This window comes from Segatella paludivivens DSM 17968 = JCM 13650 (assembly GCF_000373185.1).
Taxonomy (GTDB): domain Bacteria; phylum Bacteroidota; class Bacteroidia; order Bacteroidales; family Bacteroidaceae; genus Prevotella; species Prevotella paludivivens.
On the sequence record NZ_KB890638.1, the window covers coordinates 152,406 to 176,850 of the forward strand.

Here is a 24,445-nt window from a genome sequence, read left to right on the forward strand (position 1 = left end):
AATCATTTAGTATCTTTGTGCCCAATGAACAGAATCTTTATATCTATATTATCAGTATTATGCTGGATTACAGCAAATGCTCAAAATGTTATCCACGAGGGACCGCTTCATAGCTTCGATTCGCCCCGTGAGGGATGGCTATTGCCTGGTGACACAATTTATAACGATACTGCTAAAATTGTATATTCAGGAGAAGCTCATAAAGTAGAGCTTGTTGAAAACAAAGAAAATAAATCCAATGACGTGGTAGCCCCTACAATGTTATCACCTTACCTAAATGATTATGGTTGGGGATTACATCGTGGACTTAACATATCTATAGACTTATCTGCTTTTGCCACGATAGGTCACAACCTTCCACACAATGGAGGGTTCACCCAACGCCTCAATGCAACATACTTAGCTCCACTAACTAAAGACAACAAGTTATGGCTTGCCGCTGGTGGATACATACAAAACATAAACTGGGGCAGTGACTCATACAAGGACGGTGCACTTTATGCAGCTTTAGGATATAAGTTCAATGACCATTGGGAAGCATGGGTATACGGACAAAAGAGTGTCACCAATAATTACAGCAATTATTCTAATACATATAATAGGTATATGTATGAACCATATATGTATGGTATGGGTTACGGTACAATGGTGTCTTCAATGGGAATGCCTGGTGCTGACGTCATCGGTGCTGCTGTTAAATATAACTTTAGTCCATCTTTCTCAATACAGTTAAACGTAGAGAGTGCATGGTACAACAATAAAGGATTCAACTATTTCGACCAATACAACTACCCAATCCCTCAACAGCGCTAAGCGGTATATTTTAAGCGAAGGCTGTTGAGTACCACGCTGACACTAGAAAAAGCCATCAATGCGCTAGACCACATAGGTGTTATCTGAAAGTTAATACCAAAAATGTACATTACTCCTGCGGCTAATGGAATACATATTATATTATATATAAAAGCCCAAAATAGATTTTCCCATATCATTCTAACAGTCTTACCACTTAACTTTATTGCTTTTGGTATATTTCTAAGGTCATCTCCAAGAAGTGTAACTTGCGCTACATCCATTGCAACATCAGTTCCATTTCCAATAGCAATACTTACATCTGCCAAAGCAAGAGCTTGCGTATCATTTATTCCATCACCGACCATAGCAACTGTCTTCCCTTGTTTTTGTAATTCCATTACGATATTTTCCTTATCTTGCGGAAGTACCTTACTTTTATAATTAGTTATACCAGCTTTTTCTGCCCAATATCTTGCAGCTTCTTCCTTATCGCCACTCATCATATAAATCTCTACCCCCATATTTTGCAATTCAGTCATTGCTTCCTTTGCGTTTGGTTTAAGCTTTTCCCTATCCTCAAGCGACAACCCATCCACATTGGTAAAATCAATATTTTTATTTGGAATAGTAAGAGTTCCCGTTTTATCTATGACAACAGCATTAACTTTTCTCATTTTTTCCAAAGCTGTAGCATCCTTTATCAAAACTTGCTCACTTGCAGCTTTGCCAATACCAACCATTAGTGCCGTAGGCGTTGCCAATCCCATTGCGCACGGACACGCAATAACTAATACTGAAATAGCAGAAATAATAGCTTGTGGTAGAAATACATTACCACCAATTAGCCACCACATAACAAATGTTATTAAAGACAAGACTGTGATAACTGGAACAAAGATAAGAGCAGCCCTATCTACAATTCTTTGAACTGGAGCTTTACTTCCTTGAGCTTGTTCAACCATTTTTATTATATGTGCGATTGCAGTATCCTCACCAATCTGCATTGCCTTCATACGTATTTTACCTTGACTTGGTATAGTTCCAGCTATTACATTGCTATCTTTAATTTTTTCAGAAGGGGTCGGCTCACCAGTTATCATACTTTCATCCACGTAGGCTGCATGACTGTTCATAAAACTTTCAGCCATTGTGACAACACCATCGACAGGTATTTTATCACCAGCCCTAACTTCCAATATATCTCCCTTCTCTATAGTCGAAATTGGAACATCGTCTATATTATCCCCAACGACTATTTTTGCGGTTTTAGGTTGCATCCCCATCAATTGTCTTATGGAAGACGCAGTTCCGTCTTTTGCCTTTTCCTCTAAAAGTCTACCAGTTAAGACAAAGGTGATTATCATAACGCAAGCATCATAATATGTATGAGCCTCGATGCCTTCTTTTGCCCAATAATCATTTCCCCAAAATGTATTGAATACACTGAACAGAAAACTTATTGATGTAGACAATGCCACTAGAGTATCCATATTGGCACTGCCATGTTTTAGATTTTTCCATGCTGATATGAAAAACTGCCTACCGCAATATATCATTGCTAACAATGCTATTATCATTGCCACCTGATTTGCATTATCTCTAGTTCCCAAATCGATCCACATCATAGATATAGACATGACTATTATAGAGAATATCCACGCCAATATGGTTTTATGTTTCAATATAACAAAACTGCGTTTTTCAATTTCCTCCAAACTTCGATCGGCCTCTATAACCATATCATACCCGATATCGTTTATCTCATGCTTCATCTTTTCAAGAGAAATAACTTCTGGATTAAAATCTATAAGAGCAGAACGTCCTGGTAATGATACAGAAGCTTCATTTATTCCTTCTAAGGAATTCAATTTTCGTTCTACGTTGGCAGAACATGCAGAGCATGCCATGCCAACAATCGGTATTATCTTTTTCATAAATACAATTAAAATATTAATTCATAACGACCAGAATTTTCAACAGCACTTTTGATATCCGTATCAAATACGACCTTATCATCAAAGTCTACAGTAACATTTTTGGCATCAATATCAGCTACAGCGTCATTAACTCCATTAATAGACTTTATTGCATTTTCAACATTTGCCTTACAATGTACACATTTCATTCCGTTTACACTAAAAATTTTCTTTGTCATAATATTCTTTGTTTAATTAATACTTCTGCAAAAGTAATGTTTTATTAGCCTACTGTGTTATAGTATTATGGAAGTTTCTTATGATTTTCTTCAGCAACCAAGCCTATTATAGACCTAGAAACATCATTTTGCTTAAAAGATGTAAAAATATATGAGTTAAATTTGCATATTCAAAATAAAGTTCTTACCTTTGCCGCGCCTTACAGAGATAAGGGCGTTTAGCTCAGCTGGTTTAGAGCATCTGCCTTACAAGCAGAGGGTCGGCGGTTCGAATCCGTCAACGCCCACCAAAGGGTGGTTACCAGAGTGGCCAAATGGGGCAGACTGTAAATCTGCTGGCTATGCCTACGGTGGTTCGAATCCATCACCACCCACTCCACAGAAGAGATTTAGTAAATACTAAATCTCTTTTTTGTTTTACTGCAAATAATTATTTTTATGGAAAAAGTTTTATACATAAAGAATATGGTTTGCGACCGCTGTAAAATGGCTGTCAGAAAGATTATTACTGACAACGGATTGCATATTATCGATTTGGAACTTGGTGTTGTAAAACTTGATGATAACATTAACGAAACAATACAAAACAGATTGCGAAACGAACTCAACACGTTAGGATTTGAGCTTCTTGACGATCACCGCCAACAGACAATCGGTAAAATTAAATCCGCCATTATCAAACTTGTCCATTACCATGACAGTAAATCAACACAGAATATTAGCGACTATCTTTCCAATCAACTGAATAGCGATTATAGCGCGCTTAGCAAATTATTCAGCGAGGTGAACGGAATAACAATAGAGCGCTACTATATTGAGCAGCGCATTGAAAGAGTTAAGGAACTTATAAGATATGACGAACTAAGCCTAACTCAAATATCATTAAAGATGAACTATTCAAGTGTAGCTTATCTAAGCAGTCAGTTCAAAAGTGTAACAGGAATGACGCCAACGGAGTTCAAGGCTCTTCGCAAAAACACTAGAAAGAATTTGGATAGTATCTAGCGTAACTCCCTGAATGTATATATCATTATTGGAATGGTTAGCATGCATGCTAAGCTATCACTTATCAACTGTGTTATCTCTAAACCAAACAAACCAAAGCATTTTGGAAGTATTATTATCAATGGTATGAAAAACAAGCCTCGTCTTGCCGATGCCAATAAATTAGCACGCCAAGGCTTACGACATGTCTGAGTACACATGTTACTAGCCATTGTAAATTCATTGAATGGATATCCTAAGAGTTGCCAACCCAAAGCAGCACCTCCTATTTTTATAACATCAGGATCATTTCTAAACAATCCGATTATGTCATTGCTGAATGATAAACCAACAACTGCACACATAATCAGAAACAATGTACCTAATTTTACGGTAAACCAATATCCCTTCTTTAGTCTTGAATACAACTTTGCACCATAGCAGAAGCCACATAAAGGCTGAAAACCTTGTCCCAACCCAATTACAATAGACATAATAAACATTGCTATTCTAGTGACAATACTCATTGCTGCTATTGCAGCATCACCAAAGGCTCCTGCTGAGAGATTAAGCATTATCGTAGCTGTGCATTCCAATCCTTGACGTGAAAGAGAAGGACTTCCTCCATAAAATATTTCACGAATTGCATTCCATGACGGCGAAAAATTTTTAAAATGAATTCCTATGTTTTGATTCATGTATGAAATTCTCAGTAGGATGCAAAAAGATACTATTTGTCCTATAACGGTTGCAAGAGCCGAACCACGCACGCCCATATTAAATCCAAATATAAACAATGGATTAAGAACAACATTAAGCAATGTACCTGTAACTATTCCCCACATTGCAAACCTTGCATTACCCTGAAATCTCATTTGGTTATTTAAAGTCAATGAAGATGTAAGAAAAGGCGCACCAAGCAATATTATTCCCATATAATCCTCTGTATATGGCAATATCGTTGGAGTACTACCGAGAAAAATAGAAAGAGGTTTAAGCATAATCTCGCCAACAATAGTAAACAACAAACCACACATCATTGAGTAGAAGAATGCTGTACTTGCCATTTTTTGAGCATTTTTGTGCCGTTTTGCACCTAATTCACGAGAAATATAATTACCTGAGCCATGACCAAAAAAAAATCCAAAAGCCTGAATGAAGAACATCACGGAGAAAACTATTCCTACAGCAGCTGTTGCCTGGGTACTAAGTTTTCCTACAAAAAAAGTATCTGCCATATTATACAAACTCGTTACAAGCATTGATATAATAGTAGGAACAGCCATTGTCAATATCACCTTGTCTACAGGTGCAGACGTCAAAAAAGTGTAATTATCTATTTTTTGCATTGCGAATACAAAAGTATTGCTATTTTTACAAACATACAAAGAAATGGTGTGCATTAACAATAATAAGTAGTTGCCCATACTTATAAAAGCGCCACATACAACATTGTATATGGCGCGAAATAATCATTCATTTTTGTCATTCGACATTTAAAAAAAACATCCTGAATAATCTTCTATTTGCTAATTACTATCGAAAAACTTGAAGCTTATAAATTCGAAAATAAATTATTACGTTAAATAGAGACTTTACTTATCATTATTATATTAACTAAAAATGTCAGTACACTCAATCTTAAAGTTGGAGCATTTATTTACACTTGAGTAATGCTTAATGCGAATTCAATTTACTATTTTTATATCTTGTCTTACAGAATAATTATCTTTTTACAAAGAAAGAAAAAGAAATAACAAAAAACAAGTAAAAATACATTTTTTAACTATGTTTCCGTACACAATTTTAAACAAAAATACTACAAAAAATTGTGTACGAAAACAACAATACTAACAACTGAGAATTTGCAACATTCTCTCTGCGCTTCTTCCATCCCATCTATCTGGAATGCCAGCTTTTTTCCAGTTTCCATCAACCATTTCTTCCAAAGCAGAACAAAGACAGTCAGGATCTTCACCTACAAGCACATTTGTACCAACTTTTACTGTTTCAATATGTTCAGTATAGCTATTTAATGTGATACATGGAACTTGATTAAATGTTGCTTCTTCAGCTACATTCCCACTATCTGTAATAATACCGCAAGCATTTGCAGTTATATATCCAAAGTCAAGATAGCTCTGTGGCTCTATAATTTTCATTATAGAAGGGAAACTAGTTGATGCGACTATATCAGCAACAACCTTTGCTGCCTTTCCACGCAAAGAAGCGATTATTGGCATTGTAGAATCTTTCATTCCACGTATCATCGCCTTAATCAACTTTTCTAGATGAGCCTCATCTCCTATCAAAGCCTTGCGGTTAAGTGTGAACAATATATATTTCTTTTCATCTAGTCCTAGTTTATCTAGAACTTCCGGACGTTTCAATCTGCTGTGATTATATCTAAGATTATCAATCAATATATTCCCTACCATATAAACTCTGCTCAATTCTGCACCTTCCTTATTAGCAATGTTGTTGTTGCTTATACCTGCAGTAAAGAGTATATCGCTCAAGCCATCAATTACAAGTCTGTTTATCTCTTTCGGCATGGAAATATCAAAACTTCTTGTACCGGCAGCTATATGGGCAAGTCTTATTCCCTGTTTCTTTGTCACGATCGCAGCAGCCATAGTACTTGCCAAGTCATCAACGACTATAACAGTATCAGTTGGATTCTGTTGAAGATATGATTCAAATTTAGACATAACCAACCCTGTAAGTTCATTGAGGTTTTCACAATCAACGCCAAGATAAGAATCAGGACGATTAATATTAAGATCGTCAAATAGAGAATCCTCTATTGTCTTGTCATCTTCCTTACCTGTAAAAACCAGTTTATAACTGATATCGCGTCCTTCTTCGTGAGCTTTCGCGATAGCTCTTATTATAGGTGCCACCTTTATGAAATTAGGTCGTGCGCCAACTACAATACATATATTCATATTCGTGTCTCATTTATTTAATGCAAAGGTAATAAAAAAATAGAGGTCGCAAATTATTGCGACCTCTATTTTTTACTCTCCCTTGAACAATTCCTTTATTCCTCCAATGCTTCCCATCAGATTTGTTGCCTCATAAGGCAGGAATACAGTCTTTGTCTTGTCGCCAGCAGCAACATCCTGCAACATCTGTATGTATTTCTGCGCAAGCAAATAGTTCGCAGGATTGCTAGACTTTCCAACAGCGTCCGTTATCTTTTGTATTGCTACAGCTTCAGCTTCAGCTTTCTTTATTCGTGCATTAGCATCACCTTCAGCACGTAATATAGCTTGTTGCTTGTCGGCTTCTGCACGGTTTATCATGGCAGCTTTGTCACCTTCACTCTGCAATATCTGTGCTTGTTTATCAGCCTCACTTGTAAGGATTGTCGCACGCTTGTTACGCTCTGCCTGCATTTGCTTTTCCATTGCCTGCAATACGCTTTCTGGAGGAGTTATATCCTGCAACTCAACACGGTTCACTTTTATACCCCACTTGTTTGTTGCGTCATCAAGTACGCCACGAAGTTTAGTATTTATGGTATCACGACTTGTCAAAGTCTGGTCAAGTTCCATATCTCCTATTATATTACGCAGTGTTGTCTGTGTAAGTTTCTCTATCGCGTTTGGCAAGTTATTAATCTCATATGCAGCTTTGAACGGATCTACAATCTGGAAATACAACAATGCGTTTATCTGCATCTGAATATTATCTTTGGTGATAACATTTTGTCTGTCAAAATCATAAACCTGTTCACGAAGATCAATGGTATTAGTATACACATATCTTCCATTAGACATTGATACCATTGCTTTTGAACGGTCTATAAACGGAATGATAATGTTAATACCTGGCTTAAGGGTTGCGAAATACTTTCCAAGTCGCTCTATAATTTTTGTTTCACTCTGTGGAATTATTACCACCGTCATCTTTATGAAGATGATTGCAAGCACTACGGCTGCGATTAAAGCATAAAAAGCAATACTCATAATTTTATTTTATTTAATGATTAAACTGGTTTTACTGTTACTATAATAGACTCTCTGCCTATTATTTCAACTTTCTGTCCTTTGGATATTGGCTCCGTTACATTACTAACGGCTTTCCATTCGTCTCCATCTACTTTTACGTATCCGCTTCCATCAGGTTCTATAGACTCTATCACCGTACCCACTCTACCTATCAGTGCGTCAATATTACTTGCCCTATCCTCTCCGCTTTTGTGCAGTCGTTCTATCAAACGTGGTCGAATCAATCGTATACTCAATATTGAGCATAAAGCCCAAATCAAGACTTGTGCCCAAAATGGCAACACAAACGACGTGAATATAGACACAAAAGCTCCTATGGCAAAGCATGTTACAAAGAAGTCTCCGGAACTTAATTCAAGTATCAGACAACAAAACATCACTATTGTCCAAACCACCCATAAATTACTTGTAATAAATTCTATCATAGCATTAAATTTTTTGTTATAATTAATAGCTACCTTCACTACATATAATTAAATGAAGGTAACAAATATTATCTCCTATTCGATTTACGTATCGACTTCTTTACAGGCTTGTTATTGTTAGCATATCCTGAAGCCTGATAATATTTTAAGGCATTAGGCATAAGTGCCTCAATTGCAGCAATACGCTTTGAATCAGATGGGTGATCGCTGAACAAGTCGTTGTTATTACTACTTCCGCCCTGCTCTGCCATTCTCTTCCAGAACGGTACAGCTACCTCAGGATTGTAACCAGCCATAGCTGCAAATATCAATCCCATGTAGTCAGCTTCACTCTCGTTATCTCTACTGTATTTCAAATTACGAAAAGAGAAGTATTCTCCAGCTATTCCTGACGCAATATCTCCAGTTCCACTTCTAACTGCAGAATTAAGTATAGTCCCCAATGCCATAGTTCCATATTGTTGACGTGCTTTCTTTGACATCTGTTCAGCACTGTGCTTAGCTACAGCGTGAGCAATTTCATGTCCTAGTACAATAGCAAGAGAAGCCTCGTTCTGCGTAACAGGTAGTAGACCTTCATAAACTACAATTTTACCCCCTGGCATACAGAAGGCATTAACCTCTTTGTCGGCAACAAGGTTAAACTCCCATGAATAGTTTTGTATTTCGGAAGTCATATTGTTATTTTTCAGATATGTATCAACAGCTGCTGCCAATCGCTTTCCAACGCGCTGAACCATAGCTGTGCTGGCAGCATCGGTTGATTTCTTAGCGCCTTGCATATACTTTGAATACTCTTGGTTACTATAACTGAGTATTTCAGAGTCAGAAAAGAGTAAATTGTGTTTGCGCCCGGTTATTGGTACAGTTTGTGTTGTACCACAAGCCGATAAGATTAATACGACAACAAGGAACAATATGAACTTGATTCTTTTCATTTTCTTTAATTGATTATAAATTTTAATTGCAAATATATAGTATTTTGAATAAAGCACAAAATAAAACCTATTTTATTTGCTAATTATATAAGTAATCAAAGCTATCATTGCATTTTGGATTATTCGATTAATAGTGACAATACTATTCGTCAGATTTCTAAGAACAAAAAAAACAGTTCCGGAATCACTTCCAAAACTGCTATATTTTGTGATTTGAAATTTCTATGTAGAGCGACGCTTTCGCTCTCGGTTATCCTACAATCTTGAATCTTTACCTTAAATCTAATACCATTCCGAATCACAATCTTTAAACCTAATAACTAAAAACCTAAACAATCTATTAACCTTTTGTTGATGCAAAGGTATGAAGGATTTGAATACATTCCAAGAATAAATAGGATTTTAATCATTATTGCATCGTTTTCTTGACCTAAATCAAATATTTGTGTGCGCACACACACATAAAACATCTTTTGTCCAGTCCTCACCGTTAATTGCCCGTATAGTATTGATACCCAAACTTTTTGCAGCTTCCACATTGTTTGGACCATCATCAATGAACAAAGTTTCCTCTGGCTTCACGTTTTCCTTGTCAAGAATGAACTCAAAAAAACATTTGGAAGGTTTCAATGCACCTATTTTATAACTCACATAAAGTTCATCCATATAATGCTGTATACTGTTTCCCTTTCCGTCAAACTCATTGCTGCAAGTCCACGACATCATGAACTCATTCGTATTACTAGCTAAAGCCAGTCGATAACCTTGTTTGCGCAAAGTATCAAGAAGTTTTATATTTCTTTCTGGTAAATCAGCTGCATAACCAAGCCATGCATGCCTGCAATCATTCCAGCTGATCTCATGACCAATATCTTTTCCTAAAGCCTCAAGAAACTCTTTATCTGTTATTTTACCTTCTTCCAGATCTCCAAATATTCCTGTTTGTGTATAAGCATTAAGACGTGAATCAGCATTGTCCAATCCCAATGCGGAAAATCGTTTCACAGATTCGTCACGATCACTGGTATAGATAACACCACCTAAATCAAACAATATAAGTTTAATCATATCACTTTGAGTTTTGTGCCACCTTAAATAATGTACCTGTAGGACAAACGAAACGGCAATAAGGACGCGGCACAAAAATTGATAATATCATAAACATAGCTGCAAGAACTAATACTGTTACAGACGCACTAGTAATGATAAAGGCTGAGAAGATTTCATAATCCATCCATTCAAAACCTACACCAACAAGCATCATCATCATTAATACAGCCCACAATATTTCTCTAAACTTTCCAAGCATCTTTACTGTTTCAGGTTTCATCTTCAACTTGTTGCGCTTATTCATCCTCCCAGCAAGCTCCTGTAAAGAGCCACATGGACAAATATATGTACAATAATGGCTTTTCTTGCCAAAAAGAGGATAAACAAATGCCGTTATGAGCATTATTATAGGTATTACTGAAATCCATATATTTATACCTGTTGACATATAACCAACCATTAGTGAATAAGAAATGAAGGTACCACACCAGAATCCCAATACAACAACATTAAGAACGAGTTGCACTGTGCGATAAGTCTTTTTACGATAAAACAATGGTATTATAGCTCCCATAAGCACAACTACAAGTCCTGCTATATTCTTTGCACTAAAGTCCATATTGTCAAAAGGAGATGGTTTCACTGCGTTTTTGGCTGCATATTGCAATCCACGCTGCACATTACCTAAAATACCACGTGATGAGTATGTAGCACCACTCATACCATCTACTTTCATTTTCTGAGCATCATCAACGGTCTTACCATTCCAAGCAGTAAGCAACTTTGATGCCCTTGCAAAGAATTCAGGGGTTTCAGAGTTTTTTAATGCCTTTATCTTAACAACCTTTCCATCTTTCAGATATATCTCCAATGGTACATTACCACCATATCCATTAACATCTTTAGCCAATGATGAAGTATTAATTATCACTGTTCCATCAGGCAATGAACTCATTGGATTTACTTTTCCATCTTTATTGACAATTTCTTTATTTGCCATGCTCATCTTATGTCCCCATACCTTTCCATCACGCACAACGGCAACAACAGCAAGGGCGATAATGCATGTAGCAAGAGCAAGTAATTGCTTATAATTTTTATTCTTCATCTCTTTATTTTGTTATATTCAGATGCAAAACTACTAATAAAATAACAGTAACATCTTTACCACTCCACCATTTTAATAAATATTGGCATAAATAATTGATTAGCTCTCATGTGTTTTTCTGCTTTTTAGCTACGCAGCTACGTCATTCGTTGAATCTCCTTTAAACAAAGGAGTTCATAAAGTATAAACCAGAAAAAATAGCTACGTCAAGCTACGGTCAAGCTACATCAATTATTATAGTAATAGTAAGCCTTATTTACAGCATACCATCCTTTTAATGAAAATACCAATTAAGTTGTAATGACATTTCGTTATGTCAACCTATTCGGTTCTTCTTCAATTTAGGGGGATATCCTCAATATATGAACTTGGACACCCAACCAGAAAAAGTTTTTTAATGTCACTAATGTCATAATGTCACAAACCCTTTGTTTATAAGGGCTGAGCGAGTGACATTAAGTGACATTATCGGGGTAAAAGTGGCATTATGCCCTAGAGTACACCTGTTTTTGGTGTTTTTTTCGCAATTATGCTATTTACATAATACATATTTTATGCTGATGGAGTTTTATCAAACATAAAGGCTGGCTTTCTAAACAGTATGGATAATACAAAAATCTACTCCATACACATATAGACACAATAGAATGAGTTTGTAAGTTTGCAAATATCATTTGAAACTGAGTGCACAATAGATTACCTAAAATTTCTCTAGTTTTGTGTAATTAGATTGCATCAATACGTGTGCAATTTGATTACATCAGCATGTGTGCAATCCGATTACACAACGTGTGTAACCATGTTACACAACGTGAAAAACCCTATTACACACGTTGTGTAATAGAATTGCCTAACGTGAAAAAGGACATTACTTGGCGCAGGTAAACAAATGATTATCAATAAGACTATAAGAATAAAATTGATGACAATTACCACTATTTTTACAATTGGGTTCTGAGATAAAAACTAAATATATAGCGAAGTATAGTGCACATAAAGACGAGTACAGACCATCATAAACGAAAAAGTGTCTATACATGTACTGCATATTTGACAAAAAATTGGTGTGATTTCAATTTTATCGTCACTTTTCTCTCAAGATCTTCACAGAATCATCACTCCGAAATAACGATAAACAGAAGGAAAGTGATGAAATAACGATAATTTCATCAAAAAAAACTTTTTCTGGTAGAGCCAAAAAATCTGCTTTTATTCTACTAACAGAAACCTAGAATAAATTACTGGCAGAAGAACGTAATGAGCAGAGGGATACTTATTTCAAGAATGATTCCATGAAATACAGCAACAGGAACCAACGTCTTATCATTGGCTGCTCGTAATATTGACGGAAGACAAACATCCATAGAGTTTATTCCGGCAATAGAAATAGCAGCAAAACAGCTACCTTTTCTTGTAAAATATTTGCAACCGAACAACGCAAGAAGCTCCCTTACCACATTTGTCAATAATGCAATTGTAGCTAATTGGGTAGCCTGAGCAGGTCCAACAGTAATAGTCTTCATCTGGGCAATAAGCACTGATGATAATGAATAATAACCAAATCCACTACCAATTGCCATTATATCACCAAGTTTGTGATTACTGAAAAATAAAAAAGCCAATGAAGTAAAAAGTAAAGTTCCTGCAATTGTGCATGCTGGTAACAAGAACATCTGCCAGTGAATAGAGCGTATCATTCTGCCAAGATTATCCATACTGCCAACTCCCATTCCAACTTGAAGAACAAGCAACGAAAGAATAATCATAGGCAACGATGCGTTATGCAACCACATGGGCGCTAAATCAAAAGCACCAATGGTAATTCCTAACAACAACGACACTAATAACAATAAATTTTCTTTCATTTTTGCTTTCCTTTCCTTGTCAATACCCGATTAAACAAATATGATGCGCCGAAACTGCCGACGATACCAAAGACTGCTATTACAACAGCCTGCCAACCGAAGTAAGCAATATTATTCAATAATGCATGATTTGAACCTATTGTTATGCCAAAGACAAACAATAATGCAAATATGGTAAGCCTTGTGGTTTTTTCCACATGCCTTATTCCACGCACATTACGCATTAAATATCCGATTCCAATACCTAGAAACAATAAGAATAATATTCTAAACATTTATAAACTTTCTTTTAAGAGTTGCAAAGGTATAAAAATTCATTTAATTTGCAAAGTATATTTATACATATTTTAAACAACACTACTATAATGCATATTAAATTGACCTATATCAAGAGTTATAAATTGCTATTAGCAGTAATATTATTATCTTTGCAAAAAGAAAAAACATTCTGTCAGGCAAGGTATATACAATATGAACATTTAGAGTGTGTAATAAACCAAATACTTTTTAAGTTATGAAACATATTAAATTTATTGCCACATTATTGCTTTTGGCATCGACAATGCCTGTTTTACAGTCTTGTCTAAACGACGACAATGACGATAACAACTACAACATGCAAATTCCTTCTGCTCTAGTAACTGTAAAGAACGAAGAAGGTAAGCTTATGCTGCAACTTGACGACAGTACAAAACTGTATCCAAGTAACATTACTAAGCCACCTTATGGTGACAAGGAAGTACGTGCTCTTGTGAATTATAATAAGGTAAACAGTAGTAACGTAAATTCTGTTTACGTAAACTGGATAGACAGTATACGTACAAAGAACATGGCTGCCGATTTAGGAACAAACAACGACACAAAATATGGAACTGATCCATTGGAAATAGTGAAAGACTGGGTGACAGTTGTTGAAGACGGATATTTAACATTGCGTTTCCGCACATATTTCGGCTACAACATTACTCACGAATTAAACCTCGTGAAAGGAAGCAGCCCTTATGAAGTAGTATTGCATCACAATGCTAACGGAGATAAAAGTGGTATATTGAAAGACGGACTAATAGCATTTAAGCTAGACTCATTACCTGACACAGAAGGCAAAACTGTTGATCTCACTGTGAAATGGAACTCTTTCAGTGGAGAAAAGACAGCAACATTCAAATACCGCTCAAGATCAACATCTAAATAATATATGAATATATTCGGCACAGGCAAGGAAGAACATATAATAAAACTATTCAGACGGGGTGACGCTTCGGCTATGGATTGCTTATATTCTGAATATGCCGATTATCTAACCGCTGTCTGTGCCAGATATATTCCCGACGATGACGAACTTAAAGATGTACTTCAGGAAAGTTTCATAAAAATATTCTCAAAGATAGGAGAATTTAATTATAGGGGAAATGGTTCGCTGCGTGCATGGATTACACGAATTGTGATTAACGAATCATTGCTATGTATAAGAAAGAAAAAAAGTTCGCCGATTGTAAATATAGAAAAAGAACCACCTGACATTCAAGATGATGAACCTGAAATAGGTAACCTAAACGAAGAGGTGCTGACAAATATGATAAGAAAACTCCCTGACGGCTACAGAACAGTATTCAACCTTTTCGTTATTGAAGGAAAAAGTCATAAGGAAATAGCTAAGATACTTAATATAAAAGCTGATTCATCAGCATCTCAATTTCACAAGGCAAAGAAACAACTTGCCAAGATGATAAAAGACTACAGATTAAAAAAAGAATAAAATGAAGGATCAATGGATTAACGATATCAAAGACCGAATAAGGGACAGCAACAGAAAAGCCCCGGAAGGTCTGCTCGACGACATCAAGAAAGAGATGGTACGTCGTGGCATTGCTCCAACACGCCCCCAAAAAGCAAACACTGTCTCTATGTGGACATTGCGTTCGGTGATAGCTGTAGCAGCAATATCTATCGCCTTTATTCTATATAACAACAAAAATAACTATAATAACAATGATGATATAAAAATTGCAAATAATAACAAAGAAACACAAGTAAGTGAAATAGTCAAGAAAAGTGATAACAATTTATTGAATTACAAGAAAAAGGGTAACATAATACTAAGAATTTCTAACAACCTAAAGAAAGAAATTGGATTAATACCAGAAGATACAGATGCAAACAAAGACGCATCTATTAATAAAGAATATCTTGTTGCCCAAAAGACGACAACAAAAGAAACAGAATACAACGTGCCCCAGAAAAAGACATCAAGTAATCAAAACTATACAGGACCGGTATATAATGACTATAAATATGAATATCATCACAGTAAGAATCATTACTCTGAATTAAGAGTTTCCACATACTACTCTGGAATAATGAATGGTTACAGCAATTCACAAAATGGAGTAATGTTGGCTAATGCATACTATTATGGAGATAGTTCCGATAAAATGGTTAACGACAATAAATATTATGCCGTATATTCAAACAATGAACTTACAACGGAAACCAAACATCACCAACCTATTAAACTTGGTGTATCCATAAACTATAAGATTAATGACAGATGGAGCTTACAGACGGGTTTCACTTACAGTTACCTTTCATCAGACTTTACCATAAACAGTCGTGGAGAAAAGAACATAAAGGAGCAAAAGCTGCATTATGTAGGTCTGCCACTATCGGCAAGCTATAGCATTTGGCATAATAATGCCATAAACATATATGCAACAGCTGGTGGAGAAGCAGAAAAACTCGTCAACGGCAAGGCTAAGACAACTCACGACGCTTATGGAACAGAAACATATTCTACTACTGAAAACATAAAGAGCAACAGGCTCTTGTTTTCAACAAACGCAGCAGCAGGTATAGAATATAAAGCCGATAAATCACTAAGCCTATATGCAGAACCAGGCATAAGCTATCATTTTAAGAACGGAAGTGATATAACAAACATCTATACAGAAAATCCTCTTAACTTCAATCTTAATATAGGAATCAGAATAAATATAAATAAATAGAAAAATGGGGAGGATAAAGCAATTTATCTTCCCCATTTACTTAAAACTCAAAACCAAGATTTATATAAAAGTGTATACAATCTGTTTTATTTGAGTACTCTAAATTAGCACCCAAAGGTCCAAATATCGTCTTGTAATAATAACCTAACTGATAACCAAGCATGGGCCCCTTATCTAAGATGTTTTTAAGTTTGTCACCATGCTGTGCTGCTGCTATATGAAACAAAATATAGTTATTTGTTCCCAAACGCTGTTGCGCCTTCAACTGCATAGCAATAAAATGAGGATCCGTTAATTCCACATTCCCTACTCCAACGAAAGGCAACTGTTGTTCAAAGTAATGCCCAAACCACTCACCACCAATTACATTCTGGCGTATATATGGAATATCACTTCCAAAAAGTAAACGCCCATAAGCCATTGGTTGCAATGTGAAACGACTATTTAAAGCAAATGAGATTCGCCACATTGCGCTTAATTCACTAAAACCAAGATGGTTCTTATATTTCGTGAAGTTATCTGTGAAATAAGCATATTCTGCATTGAACTTTGCTCCACGTGTTGGGAAAACACCTGTATTCTCTGAATCATAATGCAATTTGGTATGATAACTAAAAAAATGGTCATCACGAAGCATCACATTATTACCAAATGCCTCTCCAGATACAAGCATATTGCGATAGTTATAATAATCAAAATGTGCGCTTAAATCCAATATAAGATTTTTCATATTAACTCCCATAATATTCAGTCCCACCTGATGATGATTGAATTTTATGTTATAGTCGTTGTTACCATGATTATAAATATCTATATCATCATAGTGGAAAGTATATCCAAATCCTATTTTAATATTCTTCTTAGGTGTAAGTATTGCTTGGGCATTAGCCATAATGCGCTGTCCAAGTCGTAAAGTGGCTTCTATATCAAGAGGTTTCAAAGAAGACTTGTAAACACCGTTAATCTGCAAAGCCACGATTTCCTCAGTATCAAACCTAACACCAAGATTTCCCACTATTACGTCATGAGGAGGTCTGCTATCAACAGTTTTATTGGCGAAATCAACGGGAACCTTTGCCTCATCACTAGCATGTAGGTATTTAGGCATATAATCATCAGAATATCCCAACTTACGCTTCAGAGCCATCAACTCATCCCAATGTGCCATAGCTGCATCCTCTCCACGCCGTATAAGCGAATCAATGGCCACATTTGAAAAACTGGCAGGACCATAACCTGATGTATTAACACGTATGGGAATATCTGTTATTGCAATATTATCATCATATTTGTTCTTACAATTAATGTCAATGATTTGAGTAAGAACAGCAGCTCCTGTTGCAAGTTCGTCGGCAGTCTTTGGTTTGCTCTGTACAGTTGAACCTATTATATAATCAGCCCCCATGCTCTTTGCTACATCTGCCGGATAGTTATTGCGTAACCCACCATCCACAAGCATCATAGCATCCTTTCTTTTGGGAGTAAAAGCATAAGGGACAGACATGCTTGTACGCATTGCATCAGCCAGAACACCGCTATGAAAATCATATTCTGTATTATCAACGATATTAGTTGCAACACATGCAAACGGAATAGGAAGTTTATTAAAATCCAAAGAATCGTTATATCCGGCAGTAAGACGAGTAAAAAGTTTAGATAGATTTTTACCTTGTATAAATCCTCCACCATCTAAGATATTTTTCTTTCCTGCGGTTAATGTTTTAGAAATGAAATATGTGTTCTGCCTTTCACGGTTCAATAGATTCTGAGAATAATAATCATCACGGTCTGAAAGAAGGAATAGCCAATCCTGCACACGAACAAGAGAATCAAGTTCATTTGCATTCCAACCAACGCTATACAATCCTCCGACAATACTACCCATAGATGTTCCAGTGACAATGTCCACCGGAATACCTGCTTTCTGAATAACTTTGAGTACACCTATATGTGCCATTCCCTTTGCCCCACCTCCGGAAAGTACCACTGCAACTTTCTTTTTGCCATTATCGGCATAAACATTTTCTGTTATGGAACAACATGAAAATAATAACATCAGAAGCCCCACTCGATATACAAATCTATCCATATTAATATTTCAGCTTGATTTGTTTGCTAAGGTACATCAAAGGCATGACATCTCCAAATATTATATAAATATTTTACTTTTACAACGTACGTTGCCAATATTTAGGCAACTCAAAAATGTACATATAAATATCCGAAAAGCATTTGGTTGTTTAGATAATTATCTCTATTTTTGCAAGAAACTAGCACTATATAGTTTTTTTGATATAAAAGAATTATCGGTAAAATAGTATAATATAAATGAAACAAGAATATATTGATTACATAAACAAACTGGGACAACAGAATGTTCCATTTCTTTTTGTTATCAACTATAAAGGAGATGAAGCTATCATAAAACCGCTTGAAGAAATAAACAATACTGAGATAAAATACGACTTCAATGGTATTACAAACTGTGCCTCAACACATATAAATGAAGATGACGACATTACATGGAATATAGACATGCCAACTAAAGAATGTTATGCCAAAGGATTTAACATCGTAAGAAAAAACATCATGGCTGGCAATAGTTATCTTGCAAATTACACATGTTGTGTACCTGTAAAGACCAATATGTCTATGAAGTATATCTTCATAATTTCTAAAGCCAAATATCGTATTCTAATTAAAGACAAATTAGTTTGTTTCTCACCAGAATCATTCATAAAGATAAACAACAGAAGAATATTTTCTTTTCCAATGAAGGGAACTGCCGACGCTGCAAGTCCAGACGCAGAAAGCATATTACTTTCGGATGCTAAAGAAAGCGCAGAGCATGCGACGATAGTAGATTTGATACGGAACGACCTAAGTAAGATTGCGACAAATGTAAGAGTTGATAAATACAGATATATAGACTATATATCAAACAATACAGGAAAAATAATACAGACTAGTTCGCAAATCAGTGGACAGCTATCAGATGACTACAGACAACATATAGGAGACATTATTGAATCACAGCTTCCGGCTGGTTCTATTACAGGAGCACCTAAGAAAAAAACTGTAGATATAATCGCAGAAGCGGAAGACTATCAACGTGGTTTCTACACCGGAACAATGGGAATATGCATCAACGGAAATATTGACAGTGCCGTAATGATAAGATTCATTGAGAAACAGGGAGATGGATATGTCTTCAAAACAGGTGGAGGAATAACCTCAAAAAGTGATTGCAACAAGGAATACAACGAAATAAAACAAAAAATATATGTACCAATTTGTAGAGACGATAAAGATGATTAATGGTTGTGCATGCAATATCAGTTACCATAATGACAGATTAAACTCCACAAGACATCACTTTTGGCAAACGGGAAAAAATATAAACCTAAACGATTATATAACTCCTCAAGAAAATAATGCCACAATAAAGGTAAGGGTTGTATATGGAGAAAATGGTATTGAGGATATATCATATTCCGAATACTCTATGCGCAATATAAAAACACTAAAGATTGTTACTGACAACCATATAGAATATAGTTTTAAAAGCACAGACCGTTCAGCAATAAACAAACTGGTTGAAAAGAAAGGCTTATACGATGATATCATTATTTCTAAAAACAGCCTCATTACAGATACCTCTTTTACAAATATTGCCCTATTTGATGGAAACACTTGGTACACACCTAAGCATCCTCTACTTAAAGGAACAAAACGAGCCTATCTAATAAATAAGAATATTATTAAAGAAAAAGATATAAATGAAGAGGATATCTTTGAATACAAGGCTATAAGACTGTTTAATGCAATGATTGATTTTGGAGATATTGAAATATCCATAAACAAAGATACATTATCATTATAACAAAATAGAGTTGCCTACTTTCCTAGAAGGAACATAAACGGAACAAACAATCTGCGTGCCCAATCATTCTCACAATGTGACATACCTGGATAGAAGTTTGTGGTCCAATAAGGTACTTTCCAACCGGCATTGCGCAATACTTCGTCTACTCTTTGTTGATAAGGTGCGTAACGTGAGTCTAAAGTTTGATCACCATAATCTATATATATATGTGAACTGTTCACTTTAGGCAGATTTTCTTTAAGATATTGACAGAAAGCAACCGCTGCGATTTTCGTGTTTCGTTCATTACTTAATTTCTGAGTAACCATGAGCGTATGCATTGATAAGCATGCAGCACCTCCAAATACATTTGGATATTCACATACACCATATAGTGAAATCAACCCTCCCATACTGGATCCCATAAGAAAAGTATGCTCACGATCTTGATATGTTGAAAAGTGACTGTCAATATATGGTTTTAATTCTGTTACGATAAACTTTAGGTACTTGTCGGCATCAAAGTCAATAGTTCTAAGTCCATTGCTAAACTCATTGTAGTCGTCAGAATCCATATATTTCAATACCTTTTGTGGAAAATAATCATCCATTCTCTTATCTGATATGTTCCAGATTCCGACAACAATACAATCATTTATCTTTCCAGAACTGATAAGTGAAGAAACCGTTTCGTCTACTCCCCACTCTTGATGATTCCAAGTTTTGCTAGCATCAAACAGCATCTGACCATCGTGCATATACACGACACTATACTTTTTGTTATCAGAATAACCATCAGGCAACCAAACATACACATTCCTTTCAGAAACTAGTTTGGTTGGAAAGTTGTCACACTCCAACAACTTTCCACTAGAAACCTTTGCGTCAGCCAATTTAAATTCATTATTATAAGCCCGACTACAAAGAGCTGAAAAAAGCATTACTGAAATAATCAACATACATTTCATAAGTTATACTTTGATTTACAAGAATGCTGATTATAATAATACCACCAGTACGTATTTCCGTAAGTATCTCTCAGCGCTGCAGCGCGCTCAACAGGATTATTATATTTATGAATTAATGTCTGGAAATCCTGAAAATCAGTTTCCATTATTGTACTACGATATGATATAAATGGATTAGACCGCAAATGATTATACAAAGTAAGAGCTTCACGATAATGCTTTGGCATCTGACCATGAATATCATAATACAACCCTATAGTATGTACGAAAGCATCCAAATTACCATCAAGAAGATAAGCACATAGCAAATAATCATGCGCAGACTTAGTGGCAAGTTTATGTCGATGTATAAACTTAAGATAGTGCATCGTTGACATATGCTGTTTTAACCAACATCCTAGATTTTTATACAGATTCTTCTCTGGATACATAAGATACTTCACACTCTTACCATTTGGAAGCATTGCTGCAGAACCACCTACGAGGGGATACTCAAACAAGCGTTCTCCCAATTGATTTTTTTCAGCAAGAGCGTGAATACGCAAACTTGTGAGGCTTGAATCTGTTTTATTTGATTTTTCTCCAGTTGTTAATGCTTCATCAAAAAGACTGTCATTAAGACAACTCTCAACATGCATGCGATAATGAAACACATCATTATGATTGCTGAATAGACCAACGAAAACAAACATAACACACATGGTTACATAGTTTATCCATGCTCGGCGAGAAAGGAATCCCTTAGAAGAATCTACTGGTTCATATTGCTGCACCTGTCGTGCATACCACATAACTCCAATACAAATAAGCATGAGAACCGGCCATGCAAGAAGCCATGCACCGAAAGAAAATCCTTCGTCGATAGAATTATCTGGCGAAGTGATAACTGTCAGCGTAAGCAATGATGGGAAAAAAGTAATTGCATGTGCACGACCTTGCAAACGGAACAGTGCATAGAAACCTATCTGCAACAACCATAAAACAACAGTAATGAGAACAGCTCCGATTGTGCGGTTATAATGTGTCAGTCCATCAGACAACACATGCTGTGCCATTGCTAAAATATCATCCTGATAATCATAAAGATACAGAAACGTAAAAGAAACAAATAAGACGGCACATGCAATTCTTACTACACAAGTGCCATCCTTAACAGAATAGTTCGACATTATTATATAATAAATATATTATCAATTTTTACGTAACACCAATGCTGAACGGGCCGGTAGGTAAAGTTTTAACCATTCCTTGCGTTCATCAACATATAAAGAATCGTAATTAGTTAAATGCATCATCGAATCATCATTCAAGCCATTACCACCGAATTTTTTGCTATCTGTATCGAGAACCACATCATAGCTACCTGTTGGAACAAGTAATCCATAATCTGTAAACGAACGAGTTGGCGAAAAATTGAAAACAAAAAGAAGATCTCCACGCATATAAGCCAATATCTGATCGGCATCATTATGCCATATTTCCTGAATAGGAGTTCGGTTAAAATTTTTCTCGCTCTTTATCACCTTTAACATTTCACGGTCGAAATCACCAAGAAAATGATAGTCTAATTCCTTATTATCGACAAGATTCCACTGGCGACGGGCATATTTATGACTCCAATTATTACCTTCGCGTGGGAAATCAATCCATTCTGGATGTCCAAATTCATTACCCATGAAATTCAAGTAACCACCATTTATTGTAGATACTGTCACAAGTCTTATCATCTTGTGAAGAGCTATACCTCGATAAACTTTGTCGTTCTCATCGCCACTCTTGAAATGCCAATACATATCAGCATCAATAAGACGGAATATAATTGTCTTATCGCCTACCAGGGCTTGGTCATGACTCTCACAATATGATATGGTCTTTTCGTCATTACGACGATTTCTAACCTCCCAGAAAATGCAACTAGGCTTCCATTCCTCGTCTTTCAATTCTTTTATAGACTTTATCCAGAAATCAGGAATATTCATTGCCATGCGATAGTCAAAACCATATCCACCATCCTCAAACTTAGCTGCCAGTCCAGGCATACCGCTAACCTCTTCAGCAATTGTTATAGCTTTTGGATTCACTTTATGGATAAGAACATTTGCCAAAGTAAGATAACAAATGGCATTATCATCCTCGTGACCATTGAAATAGTCCCCATATCCACTAAAAGCCTCTCCAAGCCCATGACTATTATAAAGCATTGACGTTACTCCATCAAAACGGAATCCATCAAAATGAAATTCAGCCAACCAATACTTACAATTACTTAATAGAAAATGTGTAACATTGTCTTTACTATAATCAAAACACAGACTGTCCCAAGCTGGGTGCTCATGACGCTCTCCGGGATAGAAGTACTGGTCATGATCACCTGCTATATTACCCAAGCCTTCAGCTTCATTCTTTACAGCATGAGAATGTACAATATCCATTATCACAGCTATACCTTTAGAATGCGCTGCATCTATAAGTCCCTTCAACTCCTCAGGAGTTCCAAAACGACTAGAAGGCGCAAAGAAAGAACTTACATGATAACCAAAAGAACCATAATAAGGATGTTCCTGTATAGCCATTATCTGAATACAGTTGTAGCCGTCCTTAGCAATTCTTGGTAATACATTATCCTTAAACTCTGTATATGTACCAACTTTTTCGGCATCCTGTCCCATGCCGATATGGCATTCATAGATAAGCAACGGAGACGTTGATGGAGAGAAAGACGTTACACTCCACTGGTAAGATTGTTCAGGACTCCATACCTGTGCACAGAATATTTTTGTGTGTTCATCCTGCACAACACGTGTTGCCCAAGCAGGTATGCGTTCACCTTCGCCACCATTCCATTTTACATGCATCTTGAAAAAGTCTCCATGATGAATATATTTAAGAGGTACACAAAGTTCCCAATCTCCTGAGCCTTCAATACGATGAGCAAGAAACTTGTCATTCTCTTTCCAATCACTGAAGTCACCAACAAGATATATTGCCGTGGCATTAGGTGCCCATTCACGGAACACCCATTCCCTACTCAACATATGAAGTCCATAGTATTCGTACCCAGCGGCAAAATCAGTAATACTTTTCTTTCCGCCGTTAGTAAACTGAGCCAATTTGCGCAACGCATTATCGTGTCGTCCGCAAATAGCATCCTCATAAGGTTCTAGGTATGGATCGTTTTTCACAATTCCAATGTGCCCACAAACCGTAGCCTTCTTAGTTGTTCTTGCAGCAACTCTCTTTTCAGTAGCTTTTCTTGTTGCCATAATTTAGATTA

The 24,445-nt window shown here is 36.0% G+C and carries 22 protein-coding genes and 2 tRNA genes; 9 read left to right on the top strand and 15 right to left on the bottom strand.

The genetic code is table 11. The features are described from left to right. Window positions 1-24 precede the first annotated feature (24 nt). Entirely contained in the window at window positions 25-813 is a 789-nt protein-coding gene (locus tag B045_RS0106020) for a hypothetical protein (RefSeq protein WP_018463372.1), read from the top strand. Here the strand turns inward: B045_RS0106020 and B045_RS0106025 are convergent. Beyond that, the gene (locus B045_RS0106025) at window positions 810-2,729 is read right to left on the bottom strand and encodes a heavy metal translocating P-type ATPase (protein ID WP_018463373.1); all 1,920 of its coding nucleotides are present in this window, start codon (window positions 2,727-2,729) and stop codon (window positions 810-812) included. The genes B045_RS0106020 and B045_RS0106025 overlap by 4 nt on opposite strands. Window positions 2,730-2,737: 8 nt before the next feature. Continuing rightward, window positions 2,738-2,950 (bottom strand): heavy-metal-associated domain-containing protein, encoded by a 213-nt coding sequence (locus B045_RS0106030; protein ID WP_018463374.1) that lies wholly within the window; start codon window positions 2,948-2,950, stop codon window positions 2,738-2,740. A gap of 212 nt (window positions 2,951-3,162) precedes the next feature. Between B045_RS0106030 and B045_RS0106035 the strand changes: the two genes are divergently transcribed. The 3 genes from B045_RS0106035 to B045_RS0106045 all read left to right on the top strand — a co-directional run bounded on the left by B045_RS0106035 (window position 3,163) and on the right by B045_RS0106045 (window position 3,955). Continuing rightward, window positions 3,163-3,240: transfer RNA gene (locus B045_RS0106035), tRNA-Val, on the top strand. Window positions 3,241-3,242: 2 nt separating this feature from the next. Next, window positions 3,243-3,324: transfer RNA gene (locus tag B045_RS0106040), tRNA-Tyr, on the top strand. A 64-nt stretch (window positions 3,325-3,388) separates the two neighbouring features. Beyond that, a complete protein-coding gene (locus tag B045_RS0106045; RefSeq protein WP_025883202.1) occupies window positions 3,389-3,955 on the top strand; it encodes a helix-turn-helix domain-containing protein in 567 nt (188 codons plus the stop codon). On the opposite strand, the gene B045_RS0106050 is transcribed toward B045_RS0106045, so the two are convergent. The 9 genes from B045_RS0106050 to B045_RS0106090 all read right to left on the bottom strand — a co-directional run bounded on the left by B045_RS0106050 (window position 3,952) and on the right by B045_RS0106090 (window position 13,611). Continuing rightward, entirely contained in the window at window positions 3,952-5,283 is a 1,332-nt protein-coding gene (locus B045_RS0106050; RefSeq protein WP_018463376.1) for an MATE family efflux transporter, read from the bottom strand. The genes B045_RS0106045 and B045_RS0106050 overlap by 4 nt on opposite strands. A 501-nt stretch (window positions 5,284-5,784) precedes the next feature. Then, window positions 5,785-6,882 carry a UDP-N-acetyl glucosamine 2-epimerase gene (locus B045_RS0106055; protein ID WP_018463377.1) on the bottom strand — a complete coding sequence of 366 codons (1,098 nt, stop codon included), beginning with the start codon at window positions 6,880-6,882 and terminating at the stop codon, window positions 5,785-5,787. A 72-nt stretch (window positions 6,883-6,954) separates the two neighbouring features. Then, window positions 6,955-7,908, bottom strand: coding sequence for an SPFH domain-containing protein (locus tag B045_RS0106060; RefSeq protein WP_018463378.1), 954 nt, complete (start codon window positions 7,906-7,908; stop codon window positions 6,955-6,957). 20 nt (window positions 7,909-7,928) lie between these two features. Further along, the gene (locus B045_RS0106065; RefSeq protein WP_025883204.1) at window positions 7,929-8,375 is read right to left on the bottom strand and encodes an NfeD family protein; all 447 of its coding nucleotides are present in this window, start codon (window positions 8,373-8,375) and stop codon (window positions 7,929-7,931) included. 68 nt (window positions 8,376-8,443) lie between these two features. Beyond that, window positions 8,444-9,313 (bottom strand): M48 family metallopeptidase, encoded by an 870-nt coding sequence (locus B045_RS0106070; protein ID WP_018463380.1) that lies wholly within the window; start codon window positions 9,311-9,313, stop codon window positions 8,444-8,446. A gap of 435 nt (window positions 9,314-9,748) precedes the next feature. Next, window positions 9,749-10,381 carry an HAD family hydrolase gene (locus B045_RS0106075; RefSeq protein ID WP_018463381.1) on the bottom strand — a complete coding sequence of 211 codons (633 nt, stop codon included), beginning with the start codon at window positions 10,379-10,381 and terminating at the stop codon, window positions 9,749-9,751. 1 nt (window position 10,382) lies between these two features. Next, window positions 10,383-11,471 (bottom strand): FMN-binding protein, encoded by a 1,089-nt coding sequence (locus B045_RS0106080; RefSeq protein WP_018463382.1) that lies wholly within the window; start codon window positions 11,469-11,471, stop codon window positions 10,383-10,385. Window positions 11,472-12,709: 1,238 nt separating this feature from the next. Continuing rightward, a complete protein-coding gene (locus tag B045_RS0106085; RefSeq protein WP_018463383.1) occupies window positions 12,710-13,336 on the bottom strand; it encodes a lysine exporter LysO family protein in 627 nt (208 codons plus the stop codon). Beyond that, window positions 13,333-13,611 (bottom strand): LysO family transporter, encoded by a 279-nt coding sequence (locus B045_RS0106090; protein WP_018463384.1) that lies wholly within the window; start codon window positions 13,609-13,611, stop codon window positions 13,333-13,335. Before B045_RS0106090 ends, B045_RS0106085 begins: the two co-directional genes overlap by 4 nt. A gap of 239 nt (window positions 13,612-13,850) precedes the next feature. Between B045_RS0106090 and B045_RS0106095 the strand changes: the two genes are divergently transcribed. Genes B045_RS0106095 through B045_RS0106105 form a run of 3 tightly spaced genes read left to right on the top strand, consistent with a single transcriptional unit; the run spans window position 13,851 to window position 16,338 of the window. Continuing rightward, window positions 13,851-14,528 carry a NigD1/NigD2 family lipoprotein gene (locus tag B045_RS0106095; protein ID WP_025883209.1) on the top strand — a complete coding sequence of 226 codons (678 nt, stop codon included), beginning with the start codon at window positions 13,851-13,853 and terminating at the stop codon, window positions 14,526-14,528. Window positions 14,529-14,531: 3 nt separating this feature from the next. Then, window positions 14,532-15,092: an RNA polymerase sigma factor gene (locus B045_RS0106100; RefSeq protein ID WP_018463386.1), complete on the top strand. Its 561-nt coding sequence runs from the start codon at window positions 14,532-14,534 to the stop codon at window positions 15,090-15,092. Window position 15,093: 1 nt separating this feature from the next. Beyond that, window positions 15,094-16,338 (top strand): outer membrane beta-barrel protein, encoded by a 1,245-nt coding sequence (locus B045_RS0106105; protein ID WP_018463387.1) that lies wholly within the window; start codon window positions 15,094-15,096, stop codon window positions 16,336-16,338. 40 nt (window positions 16,339-16,378) lie between these two features. Here B045_RS0106105 and B045_RS0106110 read toward each other — a convergent pair whose 3' ends face one another. Next, on the bottom strand, window positions 16,379-18,394 hold the full coding sequence (locus B045_RS0106110; protein WP_018463388.1) for a patatin-like phospholipase family protein: 2,016 nt from the start codon (window positions 18,392-18,394) through the stop codon (window positions 16,379-16,381). A gap of 272 nt (window positions 18,395-18,666) precedes the next feature. On the opposite strand from B045_RS0106110, the gene B045_RS0106115 reads away from it, so the two are divergent. Both B045_RS0106115 and B045_RS0106120 read left to right on the top strand, forming a co-directional pair. Then, on the top strand, window positions 18,667-19,656 hold the full coding sequence (locus tag B045_RS0106115; RefSeq protein ID WP_018463389.1) for an aminodeoxychorismate synthase component I: 990 nt from the start codon (window positions 18,667-18,669) through the stop codon (window positions 19,654-19,656). Further along, window positions 19,622-20,221: an aminotransferase class IV family protein gene (locus B045_RS0106120; protein WP_025883210.1), complete on the top strand. Its 600-nt coding sequence runs from the start codon at window positions 19,622-19,624 to the stop codon at window positions 20,219-20,221. The genes B045_RS0106115 and B045_RS0106120 overlap by 35 nt, the downstream gene beginning before the upstream one ends. A gap of 14 nt (window positions 20,222-20,235) precedes the next feature. On the opposite strand, the gene B045_RS0106125 is transcribed toward B045_RS0106120, so the two are convergent. The 3 genes from B045_RS0106125 to B045_RS0106135 are packed head-to-tail and all read right to left on the bottom strand — an operon-like array spanning window position 20,236 to window position 24,434. After that, window positions 20,236-21,171 carry an alpha/beta hydrolase gene (locus B045_RS0106125; RefSeq protein ID WP_018463391.1) on the bottom strand — a complete coding sequence of 312 codons (936 nt, stop codon included), beginning with the start codon at window positions 21,169-21,171 and terminating at the stop codon, window positions 20,236-20,238. Beyond that, on the bottom strand, window positions 21,168-22,340 hold the full coding sequence (locus B045_RS0106130; RefSeq protein WP_018463392.1) for a DUF6057 family protein: 1,173 nt from the start codon (window positions 22,338-22,340) through the stop codon (window positions 21,168-21,170). The genes B045_RS0106125 and B045_RS0106130 overlap by 4 nt, the downstream gene beginning before the upstream one ends. 21 nt (window positions 22,341-22,361) lie before the next feature. Beyond that, window positions 22,362-24,434, bottom strand: coding sequence for an alpha amylase C-terminal domain-containing protein (locus B045_RS0106135; RefSeq protein WP_018463393.1), 2,073 nt, complete (start codon window positions 24,432-24,434; stop codon window positions 22,362-22,364). Between the last annotated feature and the right edge of the window lie 11 nt (window positions 24,435-24,445).